Origin of the sequence: Gilliamella sp. Bif1-4 (assembly GCF_001690535.1) — a bacterium.
Classification (GTDB): Bacteria; Pseudomonadota; Gammaproteobacteria; order Enterobacterales; family Orbaceae; genus Gilliamella; species Gilliamella bombi.
Map to the genome: position 1 here is coordinate 39166 of NZ_LZHC01000062.1, position 25275 is coordinate 64440.

Genomic DNA, 25275 nt, shown 5'->3' on the forward strand with positions numbered 1-25275 from the left:
AAGTTATCTAAAAATTTATAAACTACAAACAAAAAACCCTCGGAAGTTTGATCTTCCGAGGGTTTCTGCTTGCTTTTGCAACATCACCGGAAGACCAAAGTCTTCCAGCACCAATTGCCCGAAGACTATTCAGGAATGATGGTGATGATGATGTGTACTAATAGCATTAGTAATAAAAACGCAAAAACAATTCATAAAAATAAAAAACCTTTAACTGAGTTGATAATTAAAGCTACTGAACAAAATATAACAGAATTTATTTGCTCGCAACTTTTTTTTGTTTTTATGTAAAATATTTTTAACTCAAAATTAGTCAAAATGCATTACTGATTTTACAATAACACATAAATGATTTACATTATACTGGTTATTAATTGATTATTCAGAAACAATCTTTACTATATATTGTTTTATATATTTATTGTCATTATATGAATATCAATAATAAGGCTTTGTGGCAACAATTCTATATAAATAAAGTAAATCAAATTATTATCTATAATAGGTATGTTTTTTTATAATGAATAACATGTTATAAAAAACACCATTTAAGGAATTTTAGCGCAATATTAATTTTTACTATAATTTAACACTCATGTTTTATATTTTCTTATTTATTGTTTTTTAAAGAAATAAAACTCTATTATCAACAAGTTTAGAGCAAAGTTTTAATGTTTTTATGAGTTTTTAAGACAGTTAGTAGATCTTGATTTACACAAGGTCGAGAAGAATAAGTATAATAATACCTAAGTTACTATATTTTATATTTGAATATAACAAAGGTTTTTATTAAAGAATGTCTTTAATTAAGCATACTGAGTGCGAAATAGCATTTAATAATATCAAGTTTCAACAACGAAGAATATCGTTTTACATGTAATAAATATATTCGATTTTGTTACCCACTTATTTTAGCTAGGTCTATAAATATAATATCTAATCTGAAGTTACCAAACATTTACCGAATTTGTATTTTTAGTAATATTATTTTAGGAGTTTTAAAAAATGAATCTGATCTGGTCAGCAGTTGGGCAAGTTGTTAGTTCTTGTCTTCCGGTTTTTTTGTTAATCTTTCTTGGATGGTTATGTGTACAACAAGGGATCTTTTCGAAGGATTCTAAAAAATTATTATCAGGGCTGGTATCAAACTTTGTATTTCCAGCTTTACTTTTTGTGCATACGTCTCATGCTAAGCCATCGCAAATATTCAATGGTATTTGGATGATTGCGTTTTTCTGTACTATGTCTTTTTTATGGATAATTTGTTTTTTAACCAATAAATACATTTTGCACAAAGAGTTAAAGTCGACGGCTATGAATGCAATGCTATGTTGCTTTCCCAACATGGGCGGGATGGGAGTTCCTTTCTTGACGTTAATGTTAGGGGCTGCATCAACTATTTCCGTTGCGATTGCTAATTTTGTTGTTGCATTATCATTGATCCCAATGACAATATTTTTATTAGAACTTTGTGATACTAAATTGTCTGGCGGTAAAGTTACTGGTGGTATGATCCTTAGTGCAGTAAAAAATTCACTTATGAAGCCGATGTTTTTAGCCGTTATTTTAGGATTAATTGTTAGCGTTACCGATGGAACTAAATGGCTACCACATTTTGTGTTTAATACCTTTGATATTATGTCAAATGCCTGTAACTTTATTTCGCTTATTGCGGTCGGTGTTGGTATTCATGGTGTTAAATTGAAATTATCTAAACCATTAATGATTAATGTTGTGTTGAAAAGTTTCATTACACCAATTGTTGCACTTATTTCCGTATATCTGTTTGGCATCACAGGTATGGAAGCAGAAGAATTAGTCTTCTTATTGGCAATGCCAACGGCATCAACAGCGGTTATTTTGGCTTACAATTGGAATGTTGAGCAAGAACAAGCATCAAGCATTTTCTTCGCATCTACAGTTTTATCTATCTTCATTTTACCAACCTTACTGCTTATTATGGACTTTACCATTCCAGGTGTTGCTTAATTAAAAGCTAAATATAAAAGCTCTCATTTAATTTTAGATGAGAGCTTTTATTATCAATTACATGTTTCTTTGGCAAGCCATGCTGGAATTACTCGGTTGTTTACAGTAATAATAACCATCGTATTTCAAAAATCAACTAAACTTGCTGCTCACAAATGAATGGAAAAGTAAAAAGAGTAATACCAACTTTGGATTAAGATACGGCATAATCAACAAGTATGTAGTGATTCAAAAGGTGAAGACTAAGTCTTAATTGATTAATTATTATAATTTTGTTAACCGCCATAAGGTGATTTTAGAAAAAACGCCTTATGGGGTTTTGGAGTGGTTATTTAACCATGAAGTGTAAATAACCCAGTTTTTTTCTACACATTAACAATAGCAAGAAATGTAGCGATAATATTGGTAACTAAACTAAAAAGAGCCATTGTCTTTTTTAGTTTGCTAACTAGAAGCTATAGCGAACACCTGCTAATAAATCAATTGAACTTAGCTCAGCACTAGCATTAGTTCGATAGTATTCATTATGTTTTTTGATGTTTACTTTTCCTGCATCCACATAACGAGCAGTGAAATCAACAACCATATTATTATTTAACTTATAAGCTACGCCAGTAGCAACATTCCATGCAAACTTTGTTTTTGTTTTTGATAATGAACGTTCATAATTAGAACCATCAACAGAAACGTTATATTTTTCCTTATGGCTATTTTCTAATTTAGTAAACGCAACACCAAATCCAGCACCAATAAATGGAGTAATTGGCGAGTCAATATCGATATCATAATAACCGTTTAACATTAATGTATTCATACGGGATTTGACTTTTTGAGTAGTACGAAGACGATATTCTTCATAATTAGTATATCTATTTTCTTTTTTATCCGCATTGCCACGTAAGGTAAGAGATAATTCTACACGTGCAGGAATATCATAATTAGAAAAGTTGTAACCTAAATTTAAAGCACCTGCTAATTTAGCTTTATGCATTGAGTTAAAAATACCATCGTTGACAACAGCGTCGTAATTATAATGTAAGGTATCCTTAATATTTTTCACTTTTATTATAGAAGCCCCTAATTGACCTCCTAGATAAAATTCATTTGTTTCAGCATAAGCAAAATTTGAAAAACAAGCAAAAGTTGTTAATGCAATTAATGTTTTCTTCATTTTTATTTCCTTTATTATGGTTGTTTAAGACTCGCTGATTATAAAGCAAATAAATTAAAAATCAATTTGAGGTATTTATCCTATTTTAGGAGATTGCTACATTACAAACTTACAAATATACAAAATTTAGGGTAGGTTTAGTTTTCTATGAAGTGTAAACTAAACGTTTTTTCTACATATAAATTTTTTACAATTAACATACTATAACCGATAGTTTCCAATTCTCAATTTCTTCCCAATATTTTTGTTCTTGTTCTAAATCAAGTAATATCAATTTATTATTTTCAACAAACTCCTTGTTGATTTCTAAAGTAACTATAGTTAGTTTATTTTTTAATAATTTTAGACGAAATACATGTAAATCAATTTCTGAATTTCGTTGATTATTGATGAGTATAGATAATCTTAGGATTTGCATTAGCGGTATTATATGTTTGTATTCGAACAAACTAAAATAGGGTAGTGTATCTATATTGATAGTTTTTCTATGGTAACGTACAAGGGTAGATAAAAGTAATTGCTGTTCTTCGTTAAATCCGGGTAAATTACTATTTTGTAAAATATAGCTTGAATGTTTATGAACTGAAGAAAAGTTAATTTTTAATCCTACCTCATGTAACAAAGCAGCCCAATATAAAATAGATTCAAGGCTTGCCGGAATAGATGTTGGTGCTTGTTGTTGCCATTGCGAAAATAAATATTTTGCAGTTTTAACAACTTGCGTGGCATGACGTTGGTCTATATTGTAATGTTCTGAAAGAGTTTGCGCGGTATTTTGTCTAATATCTTGGAAATTAGGACCTCCAATCAATTCATAAAGCACCCCTTCACGTAATGCGCATGGGCTAAATTGTAAAGTATTTAACCCAAATGCGTTAAAAACCCCACTAAATATAGCTAGCCCGCTAACAAATACATTTTTTCTTTCAATAGAAAGTGATGGGTAGTCAATATCATGAAAAGAGTTGAATTCTAAAACATAACTAGTTAAATCATCGAGCCTTTTTTTGGTAATAATTCCATCACAAACACCAATATCTAATAAGATACGATAAATAGACTTAATAGTTCCAGATGTACCAAATGCAACAGTAATATTTTGTTTTTTTATAATATTAATCAAGCTTTCAATTTGTTGCTCGGCGGCAAGCTTTGCTTGTTCAAATGAAATAGCGTTAATTTTATTTTCATGAAAAAACTGTTTAGCATAAGTTATGCATCCCATAGGGCGGCTAGCAACAATCATCGGTTTTAGATCATTTCCTCTACCTATTGCAATTTCTGTAGATCCTCCACCGATATCTATTACAAATTTAGTATCATTTGACGATGTTGGTTCAAATGTCATAGTACCTAAATAAATAAGACGGGCTTCTTCTTGTCCTGATATGATTTCTATAGGAAATGGAAATACTTTAGCCGCAGCCATTAAAAATTTATATCTATTTTTTGCAACCCGTAATGTGTGGGTTGCTACAACACGAACATGTTCGGGTGGAAATCCATTTAATCTTTCGGCAAATAGTGTAAGGCATTCAACACCTCGCATAATGCTTAATTCACTTAAATGGTTATTAGTATTAAGCCCTGTAGCAAGATGAATATTTTTTTTATTTTTATAAATAATCTGTACAGCACCATCTATAATACGAGCAATAACCATGTGAAAACTATTTGAACCAAGATCAACTACCGCATATTCATTGAATTTATTCACTTTAAATCCCTTATGCAACCGTTTCTAACTGATTCAAATAATCATAAATGGCATATTGTGCTCTAATTTTTTTCTTATTACCTCTTTGTACATAATTATTAGTTGCATCTTTATCAATAATACGAGCTTTTACATTATCATTGCATTGAATATTAAAAATATTATGTATAGTTGATTTTATTATTGGGTCGAAGATTTTTACTCCTACTTCAATACGATTATCTAGGTTACGAGGCATCCAATCCGCAGAAGAAATATAAGTATCTTTTTTCCCATCATTTTCAAAAATATACACACGAGCATGTTCTAAAAACTGATCGACAATACTTGTCACAGTAATGTTTTCACTTAAATTAGGTATTTGTGGTACCAAAACACAAGTTCCTCTTATTACCATTCTGATTTTTACACCGGCGCAAGATGCACGATATAATTGATCTATCATATCCTTATCGGTTATTGCATTAAGCTTTAAATAGATACCTGCTACTTTACCTGATTTGGCATTATTTATTTCTTGTTGGATAAATTCATAAAATCTCAATCGGGTATTTTGTGGAGAAACAAGTAAATGATGGAACGATACTGGTTTAAATGGGTTTTCAATGAAATTAAATACATTTTTAACTTCATCTGTAATTACAGGATCTGCAGTTAATAACGAAAAATCGGTATAAATTCTTGCAGTCCTTTCATTAAAATTACCTGAACCAATATGGGCGTAACGAACAATTTCGCCATTTTCTTTACGGTCAATCAAAAATAATTTGGCGTGGATCTTTAGTTTTGGTTGTGAATAGATGACTTTAATTCCACTACTAATTAATCGTTTTGCCCATTTTATATTTGCCTCCTCATCGAACCGTGCTTGTAATTCAACAACTACAGTGACCTTTTTACCATTATTGGCTGCATTAATTGCAGCGTGAATAAAACGTGAGTCTTTCGCTACGCGATAGATATTCATGCGAATATGTGTAACAGATGGATCAAACGAAGCCTGACGCATAATTTCTAGTACGTGTCCAAAAGAATAGTAGGGATAATAAAGCAACACATCTCGATCTTTAATCGCATCAAACGAATTACGAAATTTTTTAAATCGATTATAGCTTAGGCTTGGAATTTTTTTATTTAATAGCCTTTTTTGTCCAAAGTCCGGAAATTTTACAAGATCTTTAAAATTAGGATAGCGTCCACTTGGCATTGCGTCTTGTTCAGTTAATAACAATTTATTAATCAATAACTCAAATAATGCTTTTGGCATATCTTTTTGGTAAGTAAAACGAACTGGTTGAGCAGTCAAACGTTGTTTTAAACCTTGTGACATAAGTTCAAGCAAACTGTCTAATTCCGTGTTTAATTCGTATTCAGCATCTCTATTAATATTAATAGAATAAGCATTTAATTCTTTGGCATCAAAAAACACTTTAAAAATATCGGGCAAACAGTAACGTAATATGTTATCCAAAAAAATGATCGATTTATTTTTAGTTGAAACTTCTGACGGTAATAAAACAAAACGAGGAATATTATCTGTCGGTAACTCAAGTAACGCATAATTGGTTTTATCTTCAGAAATAATTTCTACAGCCAAATAGGCATGATCATCTTTTAAAAATTGAATAAGTTCGGTATGACTATCGAGTAAAATAGGGGTAATGTATTGCCTAAGATTCTGTTTATAATAATTTTTTATCCAAGTTTCTTGGTAAGTTGAAAGTTGTCTTTCGTTAATCAAAAAGATTTGATTTCTTGCCATTTCTAATAATAGTTCATTATAAAGTTGGTCAAACTGTAATTCTAGTTGAATAACTTTTTGGTTTACTTGGCGTAATAAGTTTTTAGAGTTAGAAGATGAGTTGGCTTGTTCTTGTTCAATAAGCACATATTTTTTTAAATTGGCAAACTGTACTTTATAAAATTCATCAAGATTACTTGAGTATATACCTAAAAAATGTATCCTCTCTATAAGTGGATTACTTTTATCAGCAGCTTCTTGTAAAACTCGCTGATTGAAAGATAACCAACTTAGCTCTTTTGGTGAGTATACTTTTTCTTCAATCATTTTAATCTTTCAAACTCTATTAATAGTATTTTATACAGGATATCTTATGTAAAAAAAAAAGCTAGCATGTAGCTAACTTTTTTATTGTAAGACAAATAATAAGTATGCCGTTTTAAATACGGTGAACAGATGTTGTGTTAGTAGTTCCACTTGGTACTAAAGCACCAGATACCATCACAATAATATCACCTTGTTGTAAACCGCATACTTTCACAGCCATTTCTTTACCTAAACGATAAAAATCGTCTGTTGAGTTAATTGAATCAATTAAAATAGGCTCTACACCTTTTGTCACGGCTAACTGATTAACTGTCTTTTGACTTGAAGATAATGCTAAAATACGAGCTCTAGGGAAATAATGACGAACTTCCCTAGCTGATTTACCACTACGAGTTGCTACAACAATTAATGGAGCATTTAAACGCTCAGCAATTTCTACAGCACCACAGCAAACAGCTGAAGTTATACTTAACTTTTCTTCTTTTGATGTCAATTCTAACGATGCTGGAATTGTGCTATCAGTTCGGTTACAGATAGTCGCCATAACATTCACAGTTTCGAGAGGATATTTACCTTTAGCACTTTCACCCGAAAGCATAACAGCATCTGTACCATCAATAATTGCATTAGCTACATCACCAGCTTCTGCACGAGTTGGGCGTGGGTTTTTAATCATTGAATCAAGCATTTGTGTTGCTGTAATGACTGGTTTAGATGCTTTATTACATTTCTTGATCATCATTTTTTGAGCAAAAATAACTTCTTCAACAGCGATCTCAACCCCTAAATCACCACGTGCAACCATAATACCGTCAGAAGCATCAAGAATTTCATCAAAATTATCTAAACCTTCTTGGTTTTCAATTTTAGATATAATTTTAATGTTTTCACCGCCATGAGCTTTTAAGTGAGCACGAATATCTTCTACATCAGAACGTTTTCGAATGAATGATGCAGCAATAAAGTCAACACCTTGTTCACAACCAAAAATGAGGTCATTTTTATCTTTTTCTGCTAGTGCTGGCAATTTAATTGAAACACCAGGTAAATTAATACCTTTATTTTCACCAAGTTCACCATTATTTAAAACAGTACAGATAACTTCATTACCTTTAATTTCTTTAACGTCCATAGCAATTAAGCCGTCATCAACTAAAACACGATTACCTGGTTTAAGATCATGCGCAAAACCATCGTAAGTTACGGCTACACGGTCTTTGTTTCCGATAACATTTTTGTCTGTGGTAAACGTGAATGTTTGACCCGCGACTAGGGATACATCATTACCGCCTTCTAATTTAATAGTGCGAATTTCAGGGCCTTTGGTGTCTAGCATAATAGCGGCTTTTAAACCGGTTTCTTGCATTACTTCACGTAAGTTTTTGATACGGTTACCATGTTCTTCGTAATCACCATGAGAAAAATTCAAACGCATAACATTCATGCCAGCATTTAATAATTTTGCTAACATTTCTTTTGATTCAGATTTTGGTCCGATCGTACAAACAATTTTTGTCTTTTTCATAATAGTATCTACTTAGTAATTTATTTAATGTTAAAGTTAAGGTTTTAATTCGATTCAAAAAATTCGATAAACAAACGTTATGCAAAAGCAAACCCAATAGTAAAGCATTGGTAATTTTATTGATTAAAAGAGAGGCTTGTAGCTCGATACAGCTACCAAAATCACATAAAATCTTTGAAGAATATAATAATTTCATCAATAAGTTAAACCCTTTAAAATTATTCTTATTATATTCTTAACAGTACTTTAAATAAAGTTTTTTATCTTTAATATATTTTGTTATTTATAATAACATAATAAATTATAGCAACTAAACATTTGGCTTACATTAAGTCTTTAAGTTGATAAATTAGTTCGTTATTGTTATTTTTTAAGGTTAGTTGATTATTTTTTAAATTGATCTTTGTACCGTCAGTAATTAAGTTCTCAATGATATAATCTAATTGATTTAATTGATCATCATTACAAAGCATTTTAGTCATCACAATACCACTACCTTTTATGCTACCGTTGTCTAAAGTAACTTTACCAGAAAAATGGTTACACATTTTACCTGTAATTGTCAGGTTTTCACCAAATATAATTTCAGCTTGATCATCTAACGAAATATCTTGGCCGTTTGCTTTAGTGAGCACAAAACGATGATGCATAAGATCGGCTTCTTGTAGAGTTTTTGCCCCCTCACATCCAGACAGAACCAATGAGGCTGTAAATAGAGCAGTTAACAAGGGCGTTTTTTTCATTTGAACTCCTAATAATAGGTTAAGTTTGTTATAATTAGGCATTAATGAGACTTTAATTAAAATATTTGACACGCTATGCTATCTCAACAGCAATTAAAAAATCTTGACTCAATGACTTTCCTAAATAAGCATAAAATAATAAAATTAGCTAAGAAAAGTCAAACTATAGCAGATATAGATTCTGCCATACAAGATGCTAACTTACATTATCAAAGCCGAATAGAATCGTTACCGAAAAATATTGTTTTTCCCGAAAATTTGCCTGTAACTGAAAAAAAACAAGAAATTTATGATGTTATTAGACATAATCAAGTAGTTATAATTGCTGGTGAAACTGGCTCGGGGAAAACAACACAAATTCCCAAAATCTGTTTAGAATTAGGCTTAGGCGTTAAAGGCTATATTGGTCATACTCAACCAAGACGATTAGCGGCACGTTCAGTAGCTAATCGTATAGCTGAAGAGCTAAAAACAGAAATAGGGCAGTTAGTTGGTTTTAAAGTAAGATTTTCTGATCATGTCAGTGACACAACCCTGATTAAATTAATGACTGACGGAATATTGCTTGCTGAAATTCAGAAAGATAAACTCTTACTACAATATGATACTATTATTATTGACGAAGCTCATGAACGCAGTTTGAATATTGATTTTATTTTAGGCTATCTTAAGCAATTATTATCTAAACGCCCAGACTTAAAAGTCATAATAACATCAGCGACTATTGATGTGGAACGTTTTTCTAAACACTTCAATGAGGCTCCAATTATTGAAGTATCGGGTCGTACCTATCCTGTCGAGGTTAGATATCGTCCCCCAATCCTGAATGAAGATGATAATAATGATAAAAGTTGTGATTTTCAACCAATTATAGATGCCATTGATGAATTATCAACTGAAAGTCTTGGAGATATATTAATCTTTTTAACAGGAGAACGAGAAATTCGAGATCTTGCCGATACACTTAATAAGTTAGAACTTCGTCATACGGATATTTTGCCATTATATGCAAGGTTATCAGCATCAGAACAAAACCGAATTTTTCAATCACATACTAAACGTCGAATTGTCCTTGCTACTAATGTGGCAGAAACATCGTTAACTGTTCCGGGCATTAAATATGTGATCGATTCGGGGTTAGCCAGAATTAGTCGTTATAGTTACCGAACTAAAGTTCAACGTTTACCTATTGAACCAATATCACAGGCATCTGCCAATCAGCGTAAAGGGCGTTGTGGACGAACATCTAATGGTATCTGCATACGTTTATATGATGAACAAGATTTTTTATCTCGCCCCAAATTTACCGAACCCGAAATATTGCGGACCAATTTGGCTTCAGTTATATTACAAATGACATCATTGGGCTTAGGCGATATTGCCGCTTTTCCTTTTGTTGAAAAACCTGATTCAAAATATATTCGTGATGGACTTCGCTTATTAGAGGAACTTGGGGCAATTTATACCATACAGAATAGATATCATTTAACTGAAATAGGTAAAATTTTAGCACAACTACCAATAGATCCAAGACTAGCCAGAATGTTGGTTGAAGCAAGGCGCCTAGGGTGCATTAAAGAAATAATGATAATTACTGCTGCTTTATCGATTCAAGATCCAAGAGAAAGACCTTTTGATAAAAAGCAAGCTTCGGATGAGAAACATCGTCGTTTTGTTGATAAAGAGTCAGATTTTATTTCTTTAATTAATTTATGGAACTACATTAAAGAACAACAGAACGTATTATCAGGGAATCAATTTAGACGATTATGCCAAAAAGAGTTTTTAAATTATCTTCGAATCCGTGAATGGCAAGATGTCTATACGCAAATTAGACAAATAATTAAGCAATTAGCGTTTCCGATTAATAGTAAAGAAGCTGATTATAATTCATTACATATTTCGTTACTAAGCGGTTTACTATCTCATATTGGAATAAAAGAGCTTGAAAAGCGTGAGTATGTAGGGGCACGTAATATAAAATTTGCAATTTTTCCTAATTCAGCACTTTTCAAAAACCAACCCAAATGGTGTATTGCTAGTGAACTTGTTGAAACAAATAGATTATGGGGAAGAACAGCAGCAAAAATTGAAGCTGAATGGATTGAACCTATAGCTAAACATTTAGTGAAATATAACTATAGCGAACCTAGGTGGTCTAAAAAGCAGGGCACAACAATAGCAAACGAAAAAGTAACTTTATTTGGGTTACCAATTGTTACTAATAGAATAGTAAATTACAGTAAAATTGATCCTATTTTAAGTCGCACTCTGTTTATTCGGCATGCATTAGTTGAAGGTGATTGGTTAACAAGTCATAAATTTTACAAGCAAAATCAAAAATTGATTAATGAAGTTGAAGATTTAGAACATAAATCACGTCGACAGGATATTTTAATTGATGATGATGAATTATTTGATTTCTATGATAAACGTCTAGATGAATCCGTTATTTCATCTAGACATTTTGATAAATGGTGGAAGCAGAAACAAAAATCTGTTCCTGATTATCTTAATGTACAAAAGGAGATGCTGATCAAACAATCAGCGCAATTGGTTAATTTAAATAATTTTCCTGATTTCTGGTATCAAAATAATTTTAAGTTAGCACTTAGTTATCAGTTTGATATTGGTCATAAAAGTGACGGTGTCACTATAAAAATTCCACTTGATATTTTAAACCAAATTAAAAACAGGGGATTTGATTGGCAAGTGCCAGGTTTTAGAAAAGATTTAATAATTGCATTAATCAAATCATTGCCTAAATCATTACGACGTAACCTTGTCCCAGCACCAAATTATGCAGATGCATTTTTAGATAGGGTAGATACCATAGAAAAACCGCTTCTTGAATGCTTAGAAAATGAATTTTATAAAATGACAGGTGTAAAAATTACATCAGAAAATTGGCAATTAGAACAAGTCCCTGAACATTTAAAAATGAATTTTAGTATTATTGATAGTAATAATAACGAAATTGCTTCAAGTAAAGATCTTGATACGCTAAAACAGCAACTCAAAACTCAGCTTCAACAAGTTTTATCATCTATTACTATTAATAAAAAAGATAACTCAATTGAGCAAAATAATTTGACAAATTGGACATTTGGAAAACTTCCTGATGTTTATGAAGAAAAAGAAAAAAACTATACAATTAAGGCTTATCCAGCAATTATTGATAATCAAAATTCCGTAAGTATAAAGTTAGTTGATAATCAATTAGAGCAACAAAGATTAACTAAATTAGGTTTAAGACGCTTATTAATGCTTAATATTCCCTCTCCAATCAAGTATTTACATGAAAAATTACCCAATAAATCGAAATTAAGTTTATATTTTAATTCGTTTGGTAACGTGTTAATGCTTATTGATGATTGTATTGCTTGTGGTATTGATTATTTAATTGAAACAAACAATAAAGCAATACATTCAACTGATGATTATCAGCAATTACTTGATTATACTAAAACTCATATTAATGAGATAGTTGTTGATATTGCTCAACAAGTCGAACTAATATTAACTTTGCATTTTAGCATTAATAAAAAGTTAAAAGGGGGCGTTGATTTATCTTTAGCATTTGCCTTATCAGATATTAAACAGCAAATTAATAAATTAGTTTATAGAGGATTTGTTGCTCAATCAGGTTATAGAAGATTGAATGATATCTCTCGATATTTAGCAGCAATTGAGAAAAGAATTGAAAAATTATTTCAAAATATGGCAAGAGATAGACAATCAATGAGTATTATAGAAGATGTTCAGAGTCAGTATGATAATTGGATTAATAGTTTATCAAACAATCAACGATTAGACACTAAAGTGACAGATATCCGTTGGATGATTGAAGAATTAAGAGTAAATTTATTTGCGCAGCAACTTGGTACGTCATATCCAATTTCGGCAAAACGCATTAAGCAACAAATTGATGTAGTAAAATCAAAATTATAGGTTCATAACTAAAAAATAGGGCGCTCATGCGCCCGATCATCTATATAAACTATCGATACAGATCTACAAAAACAGTTATATTTGGACCATTTGAGTCATGGGCAATTCTAGCAATATGATAATACTTTGCCCCAGCATCAATAGCTCGTTTACCTGCTTGATAAGAAATTTCCTGATCAGTCACATAATAACCTCTAAATTTGATTGTATCAAACGCAACCATTTTTGCTGCAGTTGCATCATTCAATTCTTGAATCTTTCGTCCATCAGGTAGAGTTACAGTGTAACGTGTGACACGTTGTGGCTCAGCAACTGTCGTTGTAACTTGAGATGCAGAAGTATTAGTTGCGGCAGACGTTGTTGCTTTTTGAGCGGCTTGATTAATGACTTTTACTTTATTATTAAATTTATCAGCATAAAATTTTTCATTAAAAGCTGAAGGAGAATAATAGCCAGGTTTCTCTACCTGCATAGCTACATCACCACCTTGCGCAAGAGCTAGTTGGCCAGCTTCAGAGTCATATGGAATTGCATTTTCAGGTTGAAGTTTACGTTCAGGTGCATTTTTCTTAAACAAATAAGCAGCAACTTGTATATTACTACCTAATTCACTACGTGAATCAATATAATAAGCATAAGCACCTTTTGCTAATGCTTCTTTAGCAATTGCTTGGTTAATATCATATTCACTAGGAAAATAACCTCGAATACGCACAATGTTGAAAGGTTCTAAGCGTATGGCTTTAGATTTTGGATATTCATAAATACCTTCAAACTTACGAAGGTTTTCGGCTTGTTCTTCTAGTTTAGGAGCATCAGCCTTATATAATTTAGCATACACAATCCGCAAAGTATCGTTCGAAGGACTGATATTAGTTGTAGTTATATAGAAAGAAGCGGCTCCTTCTTTATCAGCAGCTCTTGACATTGCCATAACATAATCACTATCAGTATAAAAAGCTCCTCGGATGGTTATACTTTTAAATGATTGTAAACCTTTAGCTTGTTGTTCCGTTAATTGCTGAGAGGCAAAGGAAGAAAAAGAGGTTATGGCCAAACTTGCTAAAATGATCGTTTTCTTTAAACTTGTCATATATTAAGACCTTACAAAAATTATTCTGACTATTTTAACATAAATAAATCTAATTACCTAAATCTATTAAATCTTTTAAATTTTTGATAAATAAATATTTTCCTCTAGCTAATAAAATATTTTGTTCTTGCAACTTTGATAAATTTCTACTAACTGTTTCAATTGTTAAACCTAAATAATTAGCGATATCAGCTCGGCTCATCATGAGCTTAATATTCAATGAAGAATGACCTCTCTTTTCATAACGCTGATAAAGTGAATAAATAAAGGTTGCTACTCGTTCATCAGCTTTTTTTTGAGAATAACATAATACTAATTTTTGGTAATTATAAATATCAGAGCTTAACAAATTAAACACTAGGTCTCTAATATTTTTTTGGGTATCGACTAACGACATCAGCTCATCATAATAAAGCTCACAAACTATTGTATTACTAAGAGCTTGAATATTATTGTTATACACTTGAGTTGCAATTGAATCTAAACCAACAATATCTCCTGGTAAATAAAAGCCATTAATTTTTTGATGATTATCAGGAGTTGTAACAAAAGTTTTTAATGCACCCGAATGAATAATGTAAAATTTAGTAAAGGGTGTATTAGATTTTGCTAGGATTTCATTTTTAACATAAGACATTTTTCGTTCTAATATACTGTTTAATTTATTGTTAAGCAACATGGGAATACAGAAAGATCCCATACTACATAATTCACATGGGACAGAATAACTTTTTGAACGTAATGTCTTAAAAATATTTTGCATATAAAAGAAATAATTAAAATTTATTAAGTTATTAGAGTATCATATTTTATAATAAAACAACAATTGCTCATTAATTAATATTTATATTTATTTGTAATAATGTATATCATTTAACATAATATACATTATGCGAACCACGATAAACGTACGTTAATTCTGTAGATACAAACCATAAAATCATGCCGTCAATTTAAATTTAGACTACCAAATCCACCAACCCTATAATCAACCTATAAATAAACAACAAACAAATAAACAACAAACAAATAAATAAATAAAATCAACATGTTAAATAATGTATATTATGTTAAATGATATACATTATTATTACGAATAAACTACCACTCAAAAATAATTGTCAAAACAAATTATTATTTGTATCTTTGTTAGTTGCACTTTGGATATTTTTATTCAAATACTTTATTTCTTTGCCATAAATATAATCTCGCTTCCTGCGAGTGGTATTTTTAAAATGTGTTTTTTTATTTTACCCCATACTTGCATTTCACAAGCTTTACAATTGAACTTTAGCAATAATTCTTCATTATTTTGAATTAATTTCATTGGCGTAACTTTAGTTTTAACACCCTGAATTCCTTTTGCTTGTTTTGGACATAAATTAAACGCAAACCGTAAACAATGTTTGGTTATCATTAAGGGCGCATCTTCTTTAACTTCATGCGCTTCATAGGCACTTTCAATTAATTCAACTCCATGTTGTGTATAAAATTCTCTTGCTTTGTGATTATAAACATTTGCCAAAAAGCTCAAATGATTTTCAGGATAAAACGGAACTGGATTTTGTTCTGGTTTACGTTTTTGGCGACAATAACTTGTTAATCTTTTAGCAGTCAATTTATTAATACTATCCCTTCGAAGCTGATTTAGTTGGCTGCTTGGAATAAAATAAATTTTTGATAAATTTAACTCAAAATCAGTAAGATAATATATAGTTTTTCCTAATTTAGATAAATTATCTCTAATATTTTTCAATGATTTATCTGGTTGTTCTGCAAGTTCGAATGTCCCTTTAAGTTCTGACTTGACACAAATGCCCTCTTCACTTTTTGCAATTAGCTCTATACCTTTTTCAATATTATATAGTTTAAATGACACACCAATTCTGCGATTACTTGATTCTTTTAATAAATTTTGTTGCCACACATGATCAAGATTTCGATTCACTATATAAGGTAATTTAACTGAAAAAAGCGGCTTAGGAATTTCATTCGGGTGAATTCGATATTGATTAGCCGAAAGTTTCTCCACCTTATCAGCTCTAAATCCAAAAATCTCGCGTTTTATTAGTACATTTAAGCCATCTCCATTAGTTAATATTTTCTCAGATTTTATATCGATAGATTTAGGTGTAATTTGAGTTATCTCACCAACTTGCAAACCAATGAATTTAGGTGAATCAAATGCGCCTATATTGGATTTTCTTCCATGTACAAAATAATCTGTACTTCCTCGATGAAATGTTTGGTGTGGATCTGGTATAAAAAAGTGCTCAGTTCTGCCACTTGACGATGATTGTAAATCAGGCCAATTTGACAAAATAGTATCTAATTTTTGACGATAAAAGGCTGTAATATTTTTAACATAACTTAGATCTTTATAACGTCCTTCTATTTTAAAGGATCGTACACCTGCTTGAATTAATTCGCTCAAATTATCTGATTGGTTATTATCTTTCATTGATAATAAATGTTTTTCGTAAGCAACAATACGCCCTTGATCATCTTTTAAGGTAAAAGGAAGTCGACAAGCTTGGGAGCAATCTCCTCGATTTGCACTACGCCCTGTGTGTGCATGTGAAATATAACACTGCCCTGAAAATGCAACACAAAGCGCGCCATGTATAAAAAATTCTATTTTTGCATCAATTTGCTCATGGATTTTAGCTATCTCAGTTAAATTAAGCTCACGAGCTAATACTATTTGTGAAAAACCAACATCAGATAAAAATTTGGCTTTTTCAGGTGTTCTTATATCCATTTGAGTGCTAGCATGTAAATCAATAGGAGGAATATCCATCCTCAAAATGCCCATATCTTGCACAATTAATGCGTCAACACCTGCATCATAAAATTGCCATATAAGTTGTCTTGCTGGTTCAAGTTCATTATCGTGAAGAATGGTATTTAAGGTTACAAATACTTTTGCATAATAATGATGAGCAAATTCAACTAACTGGGCTATATCACTAACCGAATTTCCAGCATTATGCCTAGCACCAAAATTTGGCCCACCAATGTATACGGCATCTGCGCCATGTAAAATAGCCTGTTGCGCAATCTCAATATTTTTAGCGGGACTAAGCAATTCTAATTTATTATTGGTGACAAGATATGACATTATAAACTCTTTGAAGATCTAACTAGCGAATAATTTGGTTTTTATTTTACATGCATTATTATAAAATTAATAATAGTTGTAAAAAACTTTCAGGAAAGTATGTGTTTGAATATAAATTTGACATAGATCATCTAGTCTTAGTTTCGATAAGTTTCATTCCTTAAAGCCTCTATACGTTTTTCTAATGGTGGATGAGACATAAACAATTCAGAAAATTTTGCTTTTTTCGCACCATTAATGCAGAATGCTAAAATCGAAGTATCTTCACTTGGTTCATGGCTAGTTTTTAGTTTTTCTAACGCGGCAATCATCTTTGTACTGCCTACTAATTTAGCCGAACCAGCATCAGCGTGAAATTCTCGATAACGAGAAAACCACATAGCTATAAGGCTTGCTAAAATACCAAATACGGTTTCAAAAACCATAACTATCAAGAAATAGGTTAACTGTGATAAACCACGATTACGATCATCCAATGCTTGAGCTACAACGGATGCTAACATTCTTGAAATAAAAATAACAAAAGTATTAAGAACTCCTTGTAATAAAGTCATTGTGACCATATCACCATTAGCAACATGACTCATTTCATGACCGATTACCGCTTCAGCTTCATCTTGAGTCATAGTATTTAATAAACCAGAACTTACTGCAACAAGAGAACTATTTTTAGTTGCGCCGGTTGCAAAAGCATTAACATCTTGAGCATGATAGATGGCAACATCTGGCATTTTTATATTAAGTTCTGTTGATAAACGACGAACAATATCAAGCAACCATTGTTCTTGACTATTACTTGGTTGAGTGATGATCTCTCCCCCTACTGACCGCAAAGCCATTCGCTTAGATAAAAGAAGGGATATAAAAGATCCTCCAAAACCAAATATTGCTGCAAATATAAGTAATCCTAGCGTACTATGTGAATCAACGCCTAAGATACTTAGAATGATTCCAAATACAAACATAACAGCTAAGTTAGTTAAAATAAATAATCCTACTCGCATCATGAAAGTGTCCTTTTTTATTGGTGTTAATGAAACTAATTATAATTCAATTTATTTTCAAAATAATTTTTCTGCAATTTTCTGCAATGTTATTAATAGATGAGCCTAGCCAAAATATCAGACAGTCCTCACCTCTATCATTTTGTAGTTTTGTTTTTAGTAAAATTGTTGTTCATATTATTCTGGCGCTCCCCCTTACCGTTGACAAAATGACGGCGTATGTAATTAAAATAAATTTTAATATATTCAAATAGCACTTTATTAGCTAATTTTCCTAGCTTATAGTAACAATCATGAATAATATGAGTTTTAACTTTTAATAACCGTACTACCCAATATTCCATCTTTGATTCACGAATATATTGTAACTGAAATCAGCACTGTAATCTTGACTTTTTTAAAAGCGTTTCTGATGCAATTAATACCTACTATATTTTTCATAATTAATATTATAATATTTTAGATTTAATATAAAAACCAACAGTTATTATGGAGAGTTAAAATGACAGTAATTCAAGGTATACAAAACTACTTTGATGATTTAAGAAATGAATTGAAAGTTCATAAGACAGTTAAAAGTTCAAGTAAAATGACTAATTACTTTTAGGGAAAGTAATAGTCATTTTACAGTTCAATTCTGAGCCTTATGCTTATATTAAGATTATAAATATAGTAACTCAGAAAAGAAAATTTTATTTAGTTAATAAAAAAAATAACCTATTAATTAATAAATAATTTTATTTTAAAATGATTTCCCCTATTTTTTTTATTACTGGTAATTTTGTGTCATTAAAAAAATCATAAGGTTTATTTTTTAATTTGTCATATTTTTTATTTGAAATAAATGGGCGTACAGTAAACAAAAATAACTTATATGCAAAACCTGTTTTTCGCTCATATTTTTCAATTTGTGCGGAAATACCTTTTCTTTCTGTATTAGTATTTACTTTTGATTTGGTAGTTAATTTTGGCGACTCAACTTTTTTAGTTTCAGTTATTTTCCCTTTTTTAACTTGTTTTTTTTGAAAAATATCTAATTTGTATTTTTCTAATAATGGCGCATAAGTAGGAACTTGTTTTAAATTATTATATTTATAATTTAAAACAAATTTATTATCAATATTAATATGATAAAAATCAACGTAACGAGTAAGGGTTCTCAATGAACCGTCTTCTTCTATTTTTCGAACAATAGTAGGAGTTCCAAAACTGTATACATGATTAAGTAAATAATATATAAATTTATACATTTTGGTTATATCAAATTTGTAACCTTCTAAAATAGTATTCGAAATAACTATTGGATCACATGTATCTATACTTTGATTGATCCCATCAAATTGATAAAAAGCATTACCTAATATATAACATGGTTTTTCAGCCATCATAGCATAAATTCCAACTCCTGAATTAATGAGAAAGACCGCATCACATAATTCAATAAGATCAAGAAAATTAGTTTCATTAGGCACATATTGAGCATGAACAAGCTCAGGTTGAACTGTTTCCAAAGGATGTTTTTTACACAATACAATCCATCCATATTTTTCCATTTCTTGAGCGACTTTATCTATTACCTGAACAAAATTTTCAAAATTTACTGCGGTTCCAGACATATATTTAACAACACTGTCACTTGGTCTTTGAAATGGTATAAATAATACTTTTTTGCCACCTATTCGAAGCTTATCAGAAAGGCTGCGAGAGCCTATTCTACTATCTTGATGTTCTAATGGTGTTTTTTCATTAAAACATTTATAAATATAATTTTTAACAGATTCTATTTTTAGTTCATCTAATTCAATATTCCAATATTCTTCATTATAAGTCAATGAGTCAGCATTAAACCCTTTGGAATCAAAAAACCAACTATCTGGTAGAGCCCCCCGCTCAAAAACAAGATATGGAAAATTTTCCTTTCTACTCCATTCATAAATGTTCTGACGAGCTTTATTTCCATAAGGGGCATTAAATAAAATTAAATCAATATCGTTATGCTCTAACATTTGTCGAAATTCTTTATCATATAAACCATCATCCTCGTCAATAAAATCAAACTCATTTATATATAAAGGTGTACCTAACATAGGTATAACATCTCTCATACAACGAACAATATTAGTTTTTGGTCTGCCTAATATAAGTATTTTTTTATATAAAGAGTTTTTAGAAATTAAAGGCTCAGGATGTTCTAGTGTATTTTCAAATTCTTTAAATATTGATTGCCAAATGGAACGATTTTTTTTCATTGCATCAGGATTATAAAAAGATGCTTGTTCAGGTCTTGGGTGCCATAAGTGAACAATGAATAAATTAGCAGCATAAGCAGCCCTTCCAAGAAGAGAAAACTTAGCACGAAAGCCACTATAAGTATTAAAATTCCATGACTTTCTATCTAAATAGTAGTCATCAGGTTTTGGAAACTCATTATTTTCTATAAGTATTCGATGATATAACTCAAAGTCTTCAAATCCATGCCCTCTAAATTCAGAATTATGTCCACCAATTGATAAATAATAGTATTTATCAATAATTGACATTGGAGTACAAAAAGCCATCGTTTCAACTAATGTTTCGTCTCCATATAGCCATTTTAATAAAAACTGATTATATTTATCATCATTACTTATTTCATAAAATTTTTCAGTTCCTAGTTGAGTTAAATATAGTGCAGGGACAACAAAAATTGATTTTTTCTTATCATTTACTTCAAATTGAATCATAAAATTTAACAGTCTATCCCAAAAATTTGATGGAACCCTAAAATCAACATCCATAAATGTAATTTTTTGACCATTAGCATGAACAACACCAAAATCTCTTACTTCACCTATCGAAAATATTTTGTTACTACTATCATGATACAGATAAGTTATATTATATTTTTTACATATATTGGATGCTATTAATTGGCTATCAATATTAGAACCAGAATCAACAAGAATGAATTCAAGCTCTTTTTTTTTCGGAAAAGATGAAATTAACTCTTCCAATCTAAGCATCAAATAAGGTAAAGCAGGGTCATTGCGAAATGGAACTATAACTGTTAATAGAGGTGAATACATTACTTTAAATTCCTTCATTTTTATTAAGTATAGATAATTAATTATAAAATTTTAAATTTTGAATTTTGAATAATAAATAGATCCTTTAATTTGGGATTTATTGCATAAATAACTACGATATCTTTCAAACAACTGAGTATCGGGTTTATGCCCTTCCATCCAAAAACGGTCAAGTCCATTTTGAAAAGTTAACCCTTTTATATCATAATGTGCTTTACCGAGAGCAATAACAGGCAATCCATGAATCAAGGCTGAAAGTCCACAAGTACTATTAACCGTGACCAACCCGATTGCTTTTCTAAGTAAAATTGGCATAGGAACGCCATGGATATATATCACCCGTTTACTAACACCATAACGACTAGCCAATTTTTTTATTAGTCGGTTATAATTATTAAAACCTTCATCCATCGGATGATGCTTGATTAGTAAATAGCTTTTTTCATCAGCAAATAAAGAAAATGAGCGTATAACTCTGAAAATATATGATTTCATAGAGTGATAATGGCTATGCTCTTGAATTTGAAAATCTTGATTGCATTGTAAAGGAAAAATGTAGAATGGTTTATATTCATTGTCAATAACATTTTTTATCAATCTAGGCTCTATTAACTTTGATTTCAATTTTCTAATTAAAGCTAAAGCCCAATGAAAAGCATAAAAAGATAATGATGTTTTCCTATGATGTATATAATTAGAATATTTATATTTCTTTAATAGCATAAAAAAATAATAAACAATACTGTAGTAAATCATTGAATAATAATGAGACTTCCCATTACTTTCATCTATAGAGGTAATTTCAATATTTTGATAAAAATCATGATTTTTAGGTAAGAGAGAAAAACCATTAACCCCATCTTTCTCAAAAGTAATATAATGCGGTCTAAGATAACCTTCTTCAAACACCCAAAATGATAAATTTGGATTAGAATTTACTATTGACTTAGCTATTTTGTGGTATATCCGACAATCGCCAAAAACAATAATTGCGTCGATAGAATGTTGATAGATATAATCTTGTAAAAATTGAGGGAACTCTTCAACTGATTTACAGAAAGAAACACTATTTTTTGAATAAAAATACTCATCACCTCCATTTAAATTTATTTTATAAACGTTACATCCTGATTTTTTCAACCACTCTGCAACGTTTTTAAAAAAAGGACCAATAGGACCTTGTAGAAATAATATATTTCTTTTAGTATGAATTAATTCGTATAAATAGTGATTCATTGTCCTTTTATATAATAAATTATATAGAATAAATTTATTCACAACTGAATAAACTTATTAATACTTATAACCTATTAACCCTATTCCTAGAATGCTTTATAAAGTATAGCTTTACTATTAAAAATAATTAAAAAACTTTACCAATATATCACGATTCTACATTAATTAGTAATTTTTTGAAAAAATATTTGTAACTATCCCCTAAAATAGTACAGCAAAAAAGTAGAAAATTCTCTATGATAAAAGTAAAAGGGGATTTAATTATGAAAAAAATGACTGAACATCAAATCGTAGCTATTTTAAAAGAAGCTGAAGCAGGTATTCCTGTCAAGGAACTCTGCCGTAAATATGGCATGGGTAATTCAACTTTCTATAAATGGCGAGAGAAATATGCCTGTATGTAACACTCAGACATTAAACGTTTAAAAGAACTAGAGGTGGAAAACGATAGGGTATTTTCTTATACATAAATGATTAAAGCTAAAATTTAGAGTTGTTTAATTTTAATTTACAAATAAGAAAAACAACCTGTTTTAACTTGTTAAATTGTTTTTTTAACCAAACCTGTCTAATTTTGCTTGAAGCTTTTAATTTTTTATCATTTAAATAATTTATTAAAGTTTCTGGATCGGTAAAATTTAAAGAATCAGGATGAATATAAATCGGGTAATCATACATCACAATATAAATTAATTCATGAAGTGTTAGTGATCTATTTCTTCTAATATTAGGGTATATATCAATTGTTAATCCCCAGCCCGAATAAAATGGCTGCCCATAACACACTACTGGTTTATTTCTGATTAAAGCTTCAAAACCTGCTAATGAAGTGATTGTATGGACTTCATCAACTTGCTCAATACAATCGATAATATCAACAAATTCAATAATATTATTAACATATTTTTTTATTTCGAATGTATCAACTTCACCTCTTCGATTACCACTTAAAACATCTGGATGAGGTTTATAAACAATATAATCGTCAGGGTTATTTTGTCTAACAGTTTTTATTAACTCTAAATTTGTTTTTATAATAGGAGAACCATATAAAATAGATGCGTCATCTTCAACCTGTCCAGGTATTAAAATGATTTTTTCTTTATTTCCAATAGGTCTAATATTCATTTTCTTACCAACATTGTATTTACCTAATTTAGTTACAATTAGTAAGTTTTGTAGTGAGCTAGCTTTTTCTTTTTCCTTTTTAGTAACTTTTTTATTTGTTAATAAAAACTCTAATTCACTAATATTTTGTGAATTAAAATAAATACCTAGTTTATCAATAACCAGTGAATATGGCATAACTAGATTGGATCCTAAACCAATAGAACGGATAAAACCATCCTCAATACGAAACGGATTCATACTGTTAATAATTGGAAGTAACTCTTTTTTTCCTTGTCCCCATATTAATAATTTTTCAGTTTTAAGTTTATTTTTTGTATCTTTGTCATTAAAAATTTTTATATATTTATCCACTGAATAAAATCGACATTTTACAGAAGGTAACCTTAAATAAGGTAGCAGTACTTGTTTCTTCCAGAATGAAAATCCAACTAAGTTAATCGTACCTCTAAGTTTATTATTGAGTGTTTTGATTTTGATTAAATAGTTAATAACATCAAAAATAGTTCCTTTTTTGCCTGTATAAGGATTAATGTATTTACAATATAATATGTAGCTTGCGATAAACAGCTCTAAAACTGTGGCTTGGGTTCTTCTATCATTTGCTCGTAAATGGTTTATATTTTTATGTCGATCATCAGTGACCCCCCAACCAGCATACCAAGGTAAACCAAAGGTAACAACATGTTTACCCAATAAAAGTGCTTCAAATCCCATATGCGATGTAACGACATACACTTTATCAAAATGTTTAAGCAATGAAAGAGAGTTGACATCTTCACTAAATAACATAACAGACTTTTGGTTAGCTATTTGAGTTAAATAACCTTTCTTGTATCCATTAATTACATCTGTATGGGTTTTTATATAAATCGTTGAAAGTGGGTTCTCCTCGACTGCGCAATTTAGCATTGATATAAAAGTTTGTTTATTTGCTCCACCTAGCTCGACAGCCATATCTCCAAATGTTTGATCGATAACTAATACTTTTTTATTTTTATTATTGATTTTATCCTCGAAACCACAAAAATCAGGTGCATGATTATATTTTGATAACTGTGCTTCAATAATTAATTTTAATGCAAAGGTTGCTTCATTTATATATTGATTTAAATTCGTTTTATTTTTAATTAATATTTCTAATTCTGATGGTTTTCTAGAATCATAATAAATTCCAATACTATCGGCAATAAGTGATAGTGGAGGATAGCCTTCTAGACCTAAACCAATAGAGCGTAAAAATCCATCTTCAAGAGCAATAAATGGTAGTAAATGTTTAGTTGCATATGTCCTAGCTTTTATTGTTGTTGGGCGATATCCCCACCCTGCAACTGCATCGATTTTCTTCTTAGTATTTTTTTTACTAAACGACAGATCAGAAAAAAAGTGATTAATACTTTTTATTGTTAGGATTTTTTTTGAAAAGACTAGAGCATTTTTCATTTAGAATTCTATTAATAATAA

Annotated in this window: 14 protein-coding genes, 1 pseudogene and 1 other annotated feature; of the genes and pseudogenes, 3 read left to right on the forward strand and 12 right to left on the reverse strand. The window is 30.2% G+C overall.

Features of this window, described 5'->3' with window-relative positions; genetic code table 11:
• Positions 1–27: 27 nt before the first annotated feature.
• Positions 28–148: a sequence feature (His leader region), on the reverse strand.
• Positions 149–1005: 857 nt separating this feature from the next.
• Positions 1006–1989, forward strand: a complete 984-nt coding sequence (locus A9G25_RS09635; RefSeq protein ID WP_065626743.1) for an AEC family transporter — start codon at positions 1006–1008, stop codon at positions 1987–1989.
• Positions 1990–2437: 448 nt separating this feature from the next.
• Here A9G25_RS09635 and A9G25_RS09640 read toward each other — a convergent pair whose 3' ends face one another.
• The 5 genes from A9G25_RS09640 to A9G25_RS09660 form a co-directional block, all read right to left on the reverse strand.
• Positions 2438–3160, reverse strand: coding sequence for an outer membrane protein (locus A9G25_RS09640; protein ID WP_065626744.1), 723 nt, complete (start codon positions 3158–3160; stop codon positions 2438–2440).
• A 193-nt stretch (positions 3161–3353) separates the two neighbouring features.
• Positions 3354–4823 carry a Ppx/GppA phosphatase family protein gene (locus A9G25_RS09645; protein ID WP_081297243.1) on the reverse strand — a complete coding sequence of 490 codons (1470 nt, stop codon included), beginning with the start codon at positions 4821–4823 and terminating at the stop codon, positions 3354–3356.
• A gap of 64 nt (positions 4824–4887) precedes the next feature.
• On the reverse strand, positions 4888–6945 hold the full coding sequence (gene ppk1, locus A9G25_RS09650) for a polyphosphate kinase 1 (RefSeq protein WP_065626746.1): 2058 nt from the start codon (positions 6943–6945) through the stop codon (positions 4888–4890).
• A 112-nt stretch (positions 6946–7057) separates the two neighbouring features.
• Positions 7058–8470, reverse strand: coding sequence for a pyruvate kinase PykF (pykF, locus tag A9G25_RS09655; protein ID WP_065560213.1), 1413 nt, complete (start codon positions 8468–8470; stop codon positions 7058–7060).
• A gap of 323 nt (positions 8471–8793) precedes the next feature.
• Complete coding sequence (locus A9G25_RS09660; RefSeq protein ID WP_065626747.1) at positions 8794–9213, reverse strand: META domain-containing protein; 420 nt, start codon at positions 9211–9213, stop codon at positions 8794–8796.
• A gap of 75 nt (positions 9214–9288) precedes the next feature.
• Here A9G25_RS09660 and hrpA point away from each other — a divergent pair, with 75 nt between their 5' ends.
• A complete protein-coding gene (gene hrpA / locus A9G25_RS09665) occupies positions 9289–13164 on the forward strand; it encodes an ATP-dependent RNA helicase HrpA (RefSeq protein WP_081297219.1) in 3876 nt (1291 codons plus the stop codon).
• A 49-nt stretch (positions 13165–13213) separates the two neighbouring features.
• On the opposite strand, the gene A9G25_RS09670 is transcribed toward hrpA, so the two are convergent.
• The 6 genes from A9G25_RS09670 to A9G25_RS09700 form a co-directional block, all read right to left on the reverse strand.
• Entirely contained in the window at positions 13214–14257 is a 1044-nt protein-coding gene (locus tag A9G25_RS09670; protein ID WP_065626748.1) for a YdgH/BhsA/McbA-like domain containing protein, read from the reverse strand.
• Between the two features lie 49 nt (positions 14258–14306).
• Positions 14307–14894, reverse strand: a complete 588-nt coding sequence (locus tag A9G25_RS09675; RefSeq protein WP_176701112.1) for a helix-turn-helix domain-containing protein — start codon at positions 14892–14894, stop codon at positions 14307–14309.
• 546 nt (positions 14895–15440) lie between these two features.
• On the reverse strand, positions 15441–17378 hold the full coding sequence (locus A9G25_RS09680) for a peptidase U32 family protein (protein WP_065626750.1): 1938 nt from the start codon (positions 17376–17378) through the stop codon (positions 15441–15443).
• Between the two features lie 137 nt (positions 17379–17515).
• A complete protein-coding gene (gene htpX / locus A9G25_RS09685; protein ID WP_065626751.1) occupies positions 17516–18385 on the reverse strand; it encodes a protease HtpX in 870 nt (289 codons plus the stop codon).
• Positions 18386–19119: 734 nt separating this feature from the next.
• Positions 19120–21447: a glycosyltransferase gene (locus tag A9G25_RS09695; protein ID WP_065626753.1), complete on the reverse strand. Its 2328-nt coding sequence runs from the start codon at positions 21445–21447 to the stop codon at positions 19120–19122.
• A 51-nt stretch (positions 21448–21498) separates the two neighbouring features.
• Positions 21499–22683 (reverse strand): capsule biosynthesis protein, encoded by a 1185-nt coding sequence (locus A9G25_RS09700; RefSeq protein ID WP_065626754.1) that lies wholly within the window; start codon positions 22681–22683, stop codon positions 21499–21501.
• Between the two features lie 263 nt (positions 22684–22946).
• Between A9G25_RS09700 and A9G25_RS09705 the strand changes: the two are divergent.
• Positions 22947–23084 (forward strand): annotated as a pseudogene (locus A9G25_RS09705) (transposase); the annotation flags it as partial.
• A 79-nt stretch (positions 23085–23163) separates the two neighbouring features.
• On the opposite strand, the gene A9G25_RS09710 reads toward A9G25_RS09705, so the two are convergent.
• Positions 23164–25254, reverse strand: coding sequence for a capsular polysaccharide biosynthesis protein (locus A9G25_RS09710; protein ID WP_065626755.1), 2091 nt, complete (start codon positions 25252–25254; stop codon positions 23164–23166).
• Between the last annotated feature and the right edge of the window lie 21 nt (positions 25255–25275).

What these genes read in the sequence shown, in the direction of transcription:
- A9G25_RS09635 (WP_065626743.1), top strand. Translation starts at nt 1,006, where the DNA reads ATGAATCTGATCTGGTCAGCAGTTGGGCAAGTTGTTAGTTCTTGTCTT.
- A9G25_RS09640 (WP_065626744.1), bottom strand. Translation starts at nt 3,160, where the DNA reads ATGAAGAAAACATTAATTGCATTAACAACTTTTGCTTGTTTTTCAAAT.
- A9G25_RS09645 (WP_081297243.1), bottom strand. Translation starts at nt 4,823, where the DNA reads ATGGTTATTGCTCGTATTATAGATGGTGCTGTACAGATTATTTATAAA.
- ppk1 (WP_065626746.1), bottom strand. Translation starts at nt 6,945, where the DNA reads ATGATTGAAGAAAAAGTATACTCACCAAAAGAGCTAAGTTGGTTATCT.
- pykF (WP_065560213.1), bottom strand. Translation starts at nt 8,470, where the DNA reads ATGAAAAAGACAAAAATTGTTTGTACGATCGGACCAAAATCTGAATCA.
- A9G25_RS09660 (WP_065626747.1), bottom strand. Translation starts at nt 9,213, where the DNA reads ATGAAAAAAACGCCCTTGTTAACTGCTCTATTTACAGCCTCATTGGTT.
- hrpA (WP_081297219.1), top strand. Translation starts at nt 9,289, where the DNA reads ATGCTATCTCAACAGCAATTAAAAAATCTTGACTCAATGACTTTCCTA.
- A9G25_RS09670 (WP_065626748.1), bottom strand. Translation starts at nt 14,257, where the DNA reads ATGACAAGTTTAAAGAAAACGATCATTTTAGCAAGTTTGGCCATAACC.
- A9G25_RS09675 (WP_176701112.1), bottom strand. Translation starts at nt 14,894, where the DNA reads ATGTCTTATGTTAAAAATGAAATCCTAGCAAAATCTAATACACCCTTT.
- A9G25_RS09680 (WP_065626750.1), bottom strand. Translation starts at nt 17,378, where the DNA reads ATGTCATATCTTGTCACCAATAATAAATTAGAATTGCTTAGTCCCGCT.
- htpX (WP_065626751.1), bottom strand. Translation starts at nt 18,385, where the DNA reads ATGATGCGAGTAGGATTATTTATTTTAACTAACTTAGCTGTTATGTTT.
- A9G25_RS09695 (WP_065626753.1), bottom strand. Translation starts at nt 21,447, where the DNA reads ATGTATTCACCTCTATTAACAGTTATAGTTCCATTTCGCAATGACCCT.
- A9G25_RS09700 (WP_065626754.1), bottom strand. Translation starts at nt 22,683, where the DNA reads ATGAATCACTATTTATACGAATTAATTCATACTAAAAGAAATATATTA.
- A9G25_RS09710 (WP_065626755.1), bottom strand. Translation starts at nt 25,254, where the DNA reads ATGAAAAATGCTCTAGTCTTTTCAAAAAAAATCCTAACAATAAAAAGT.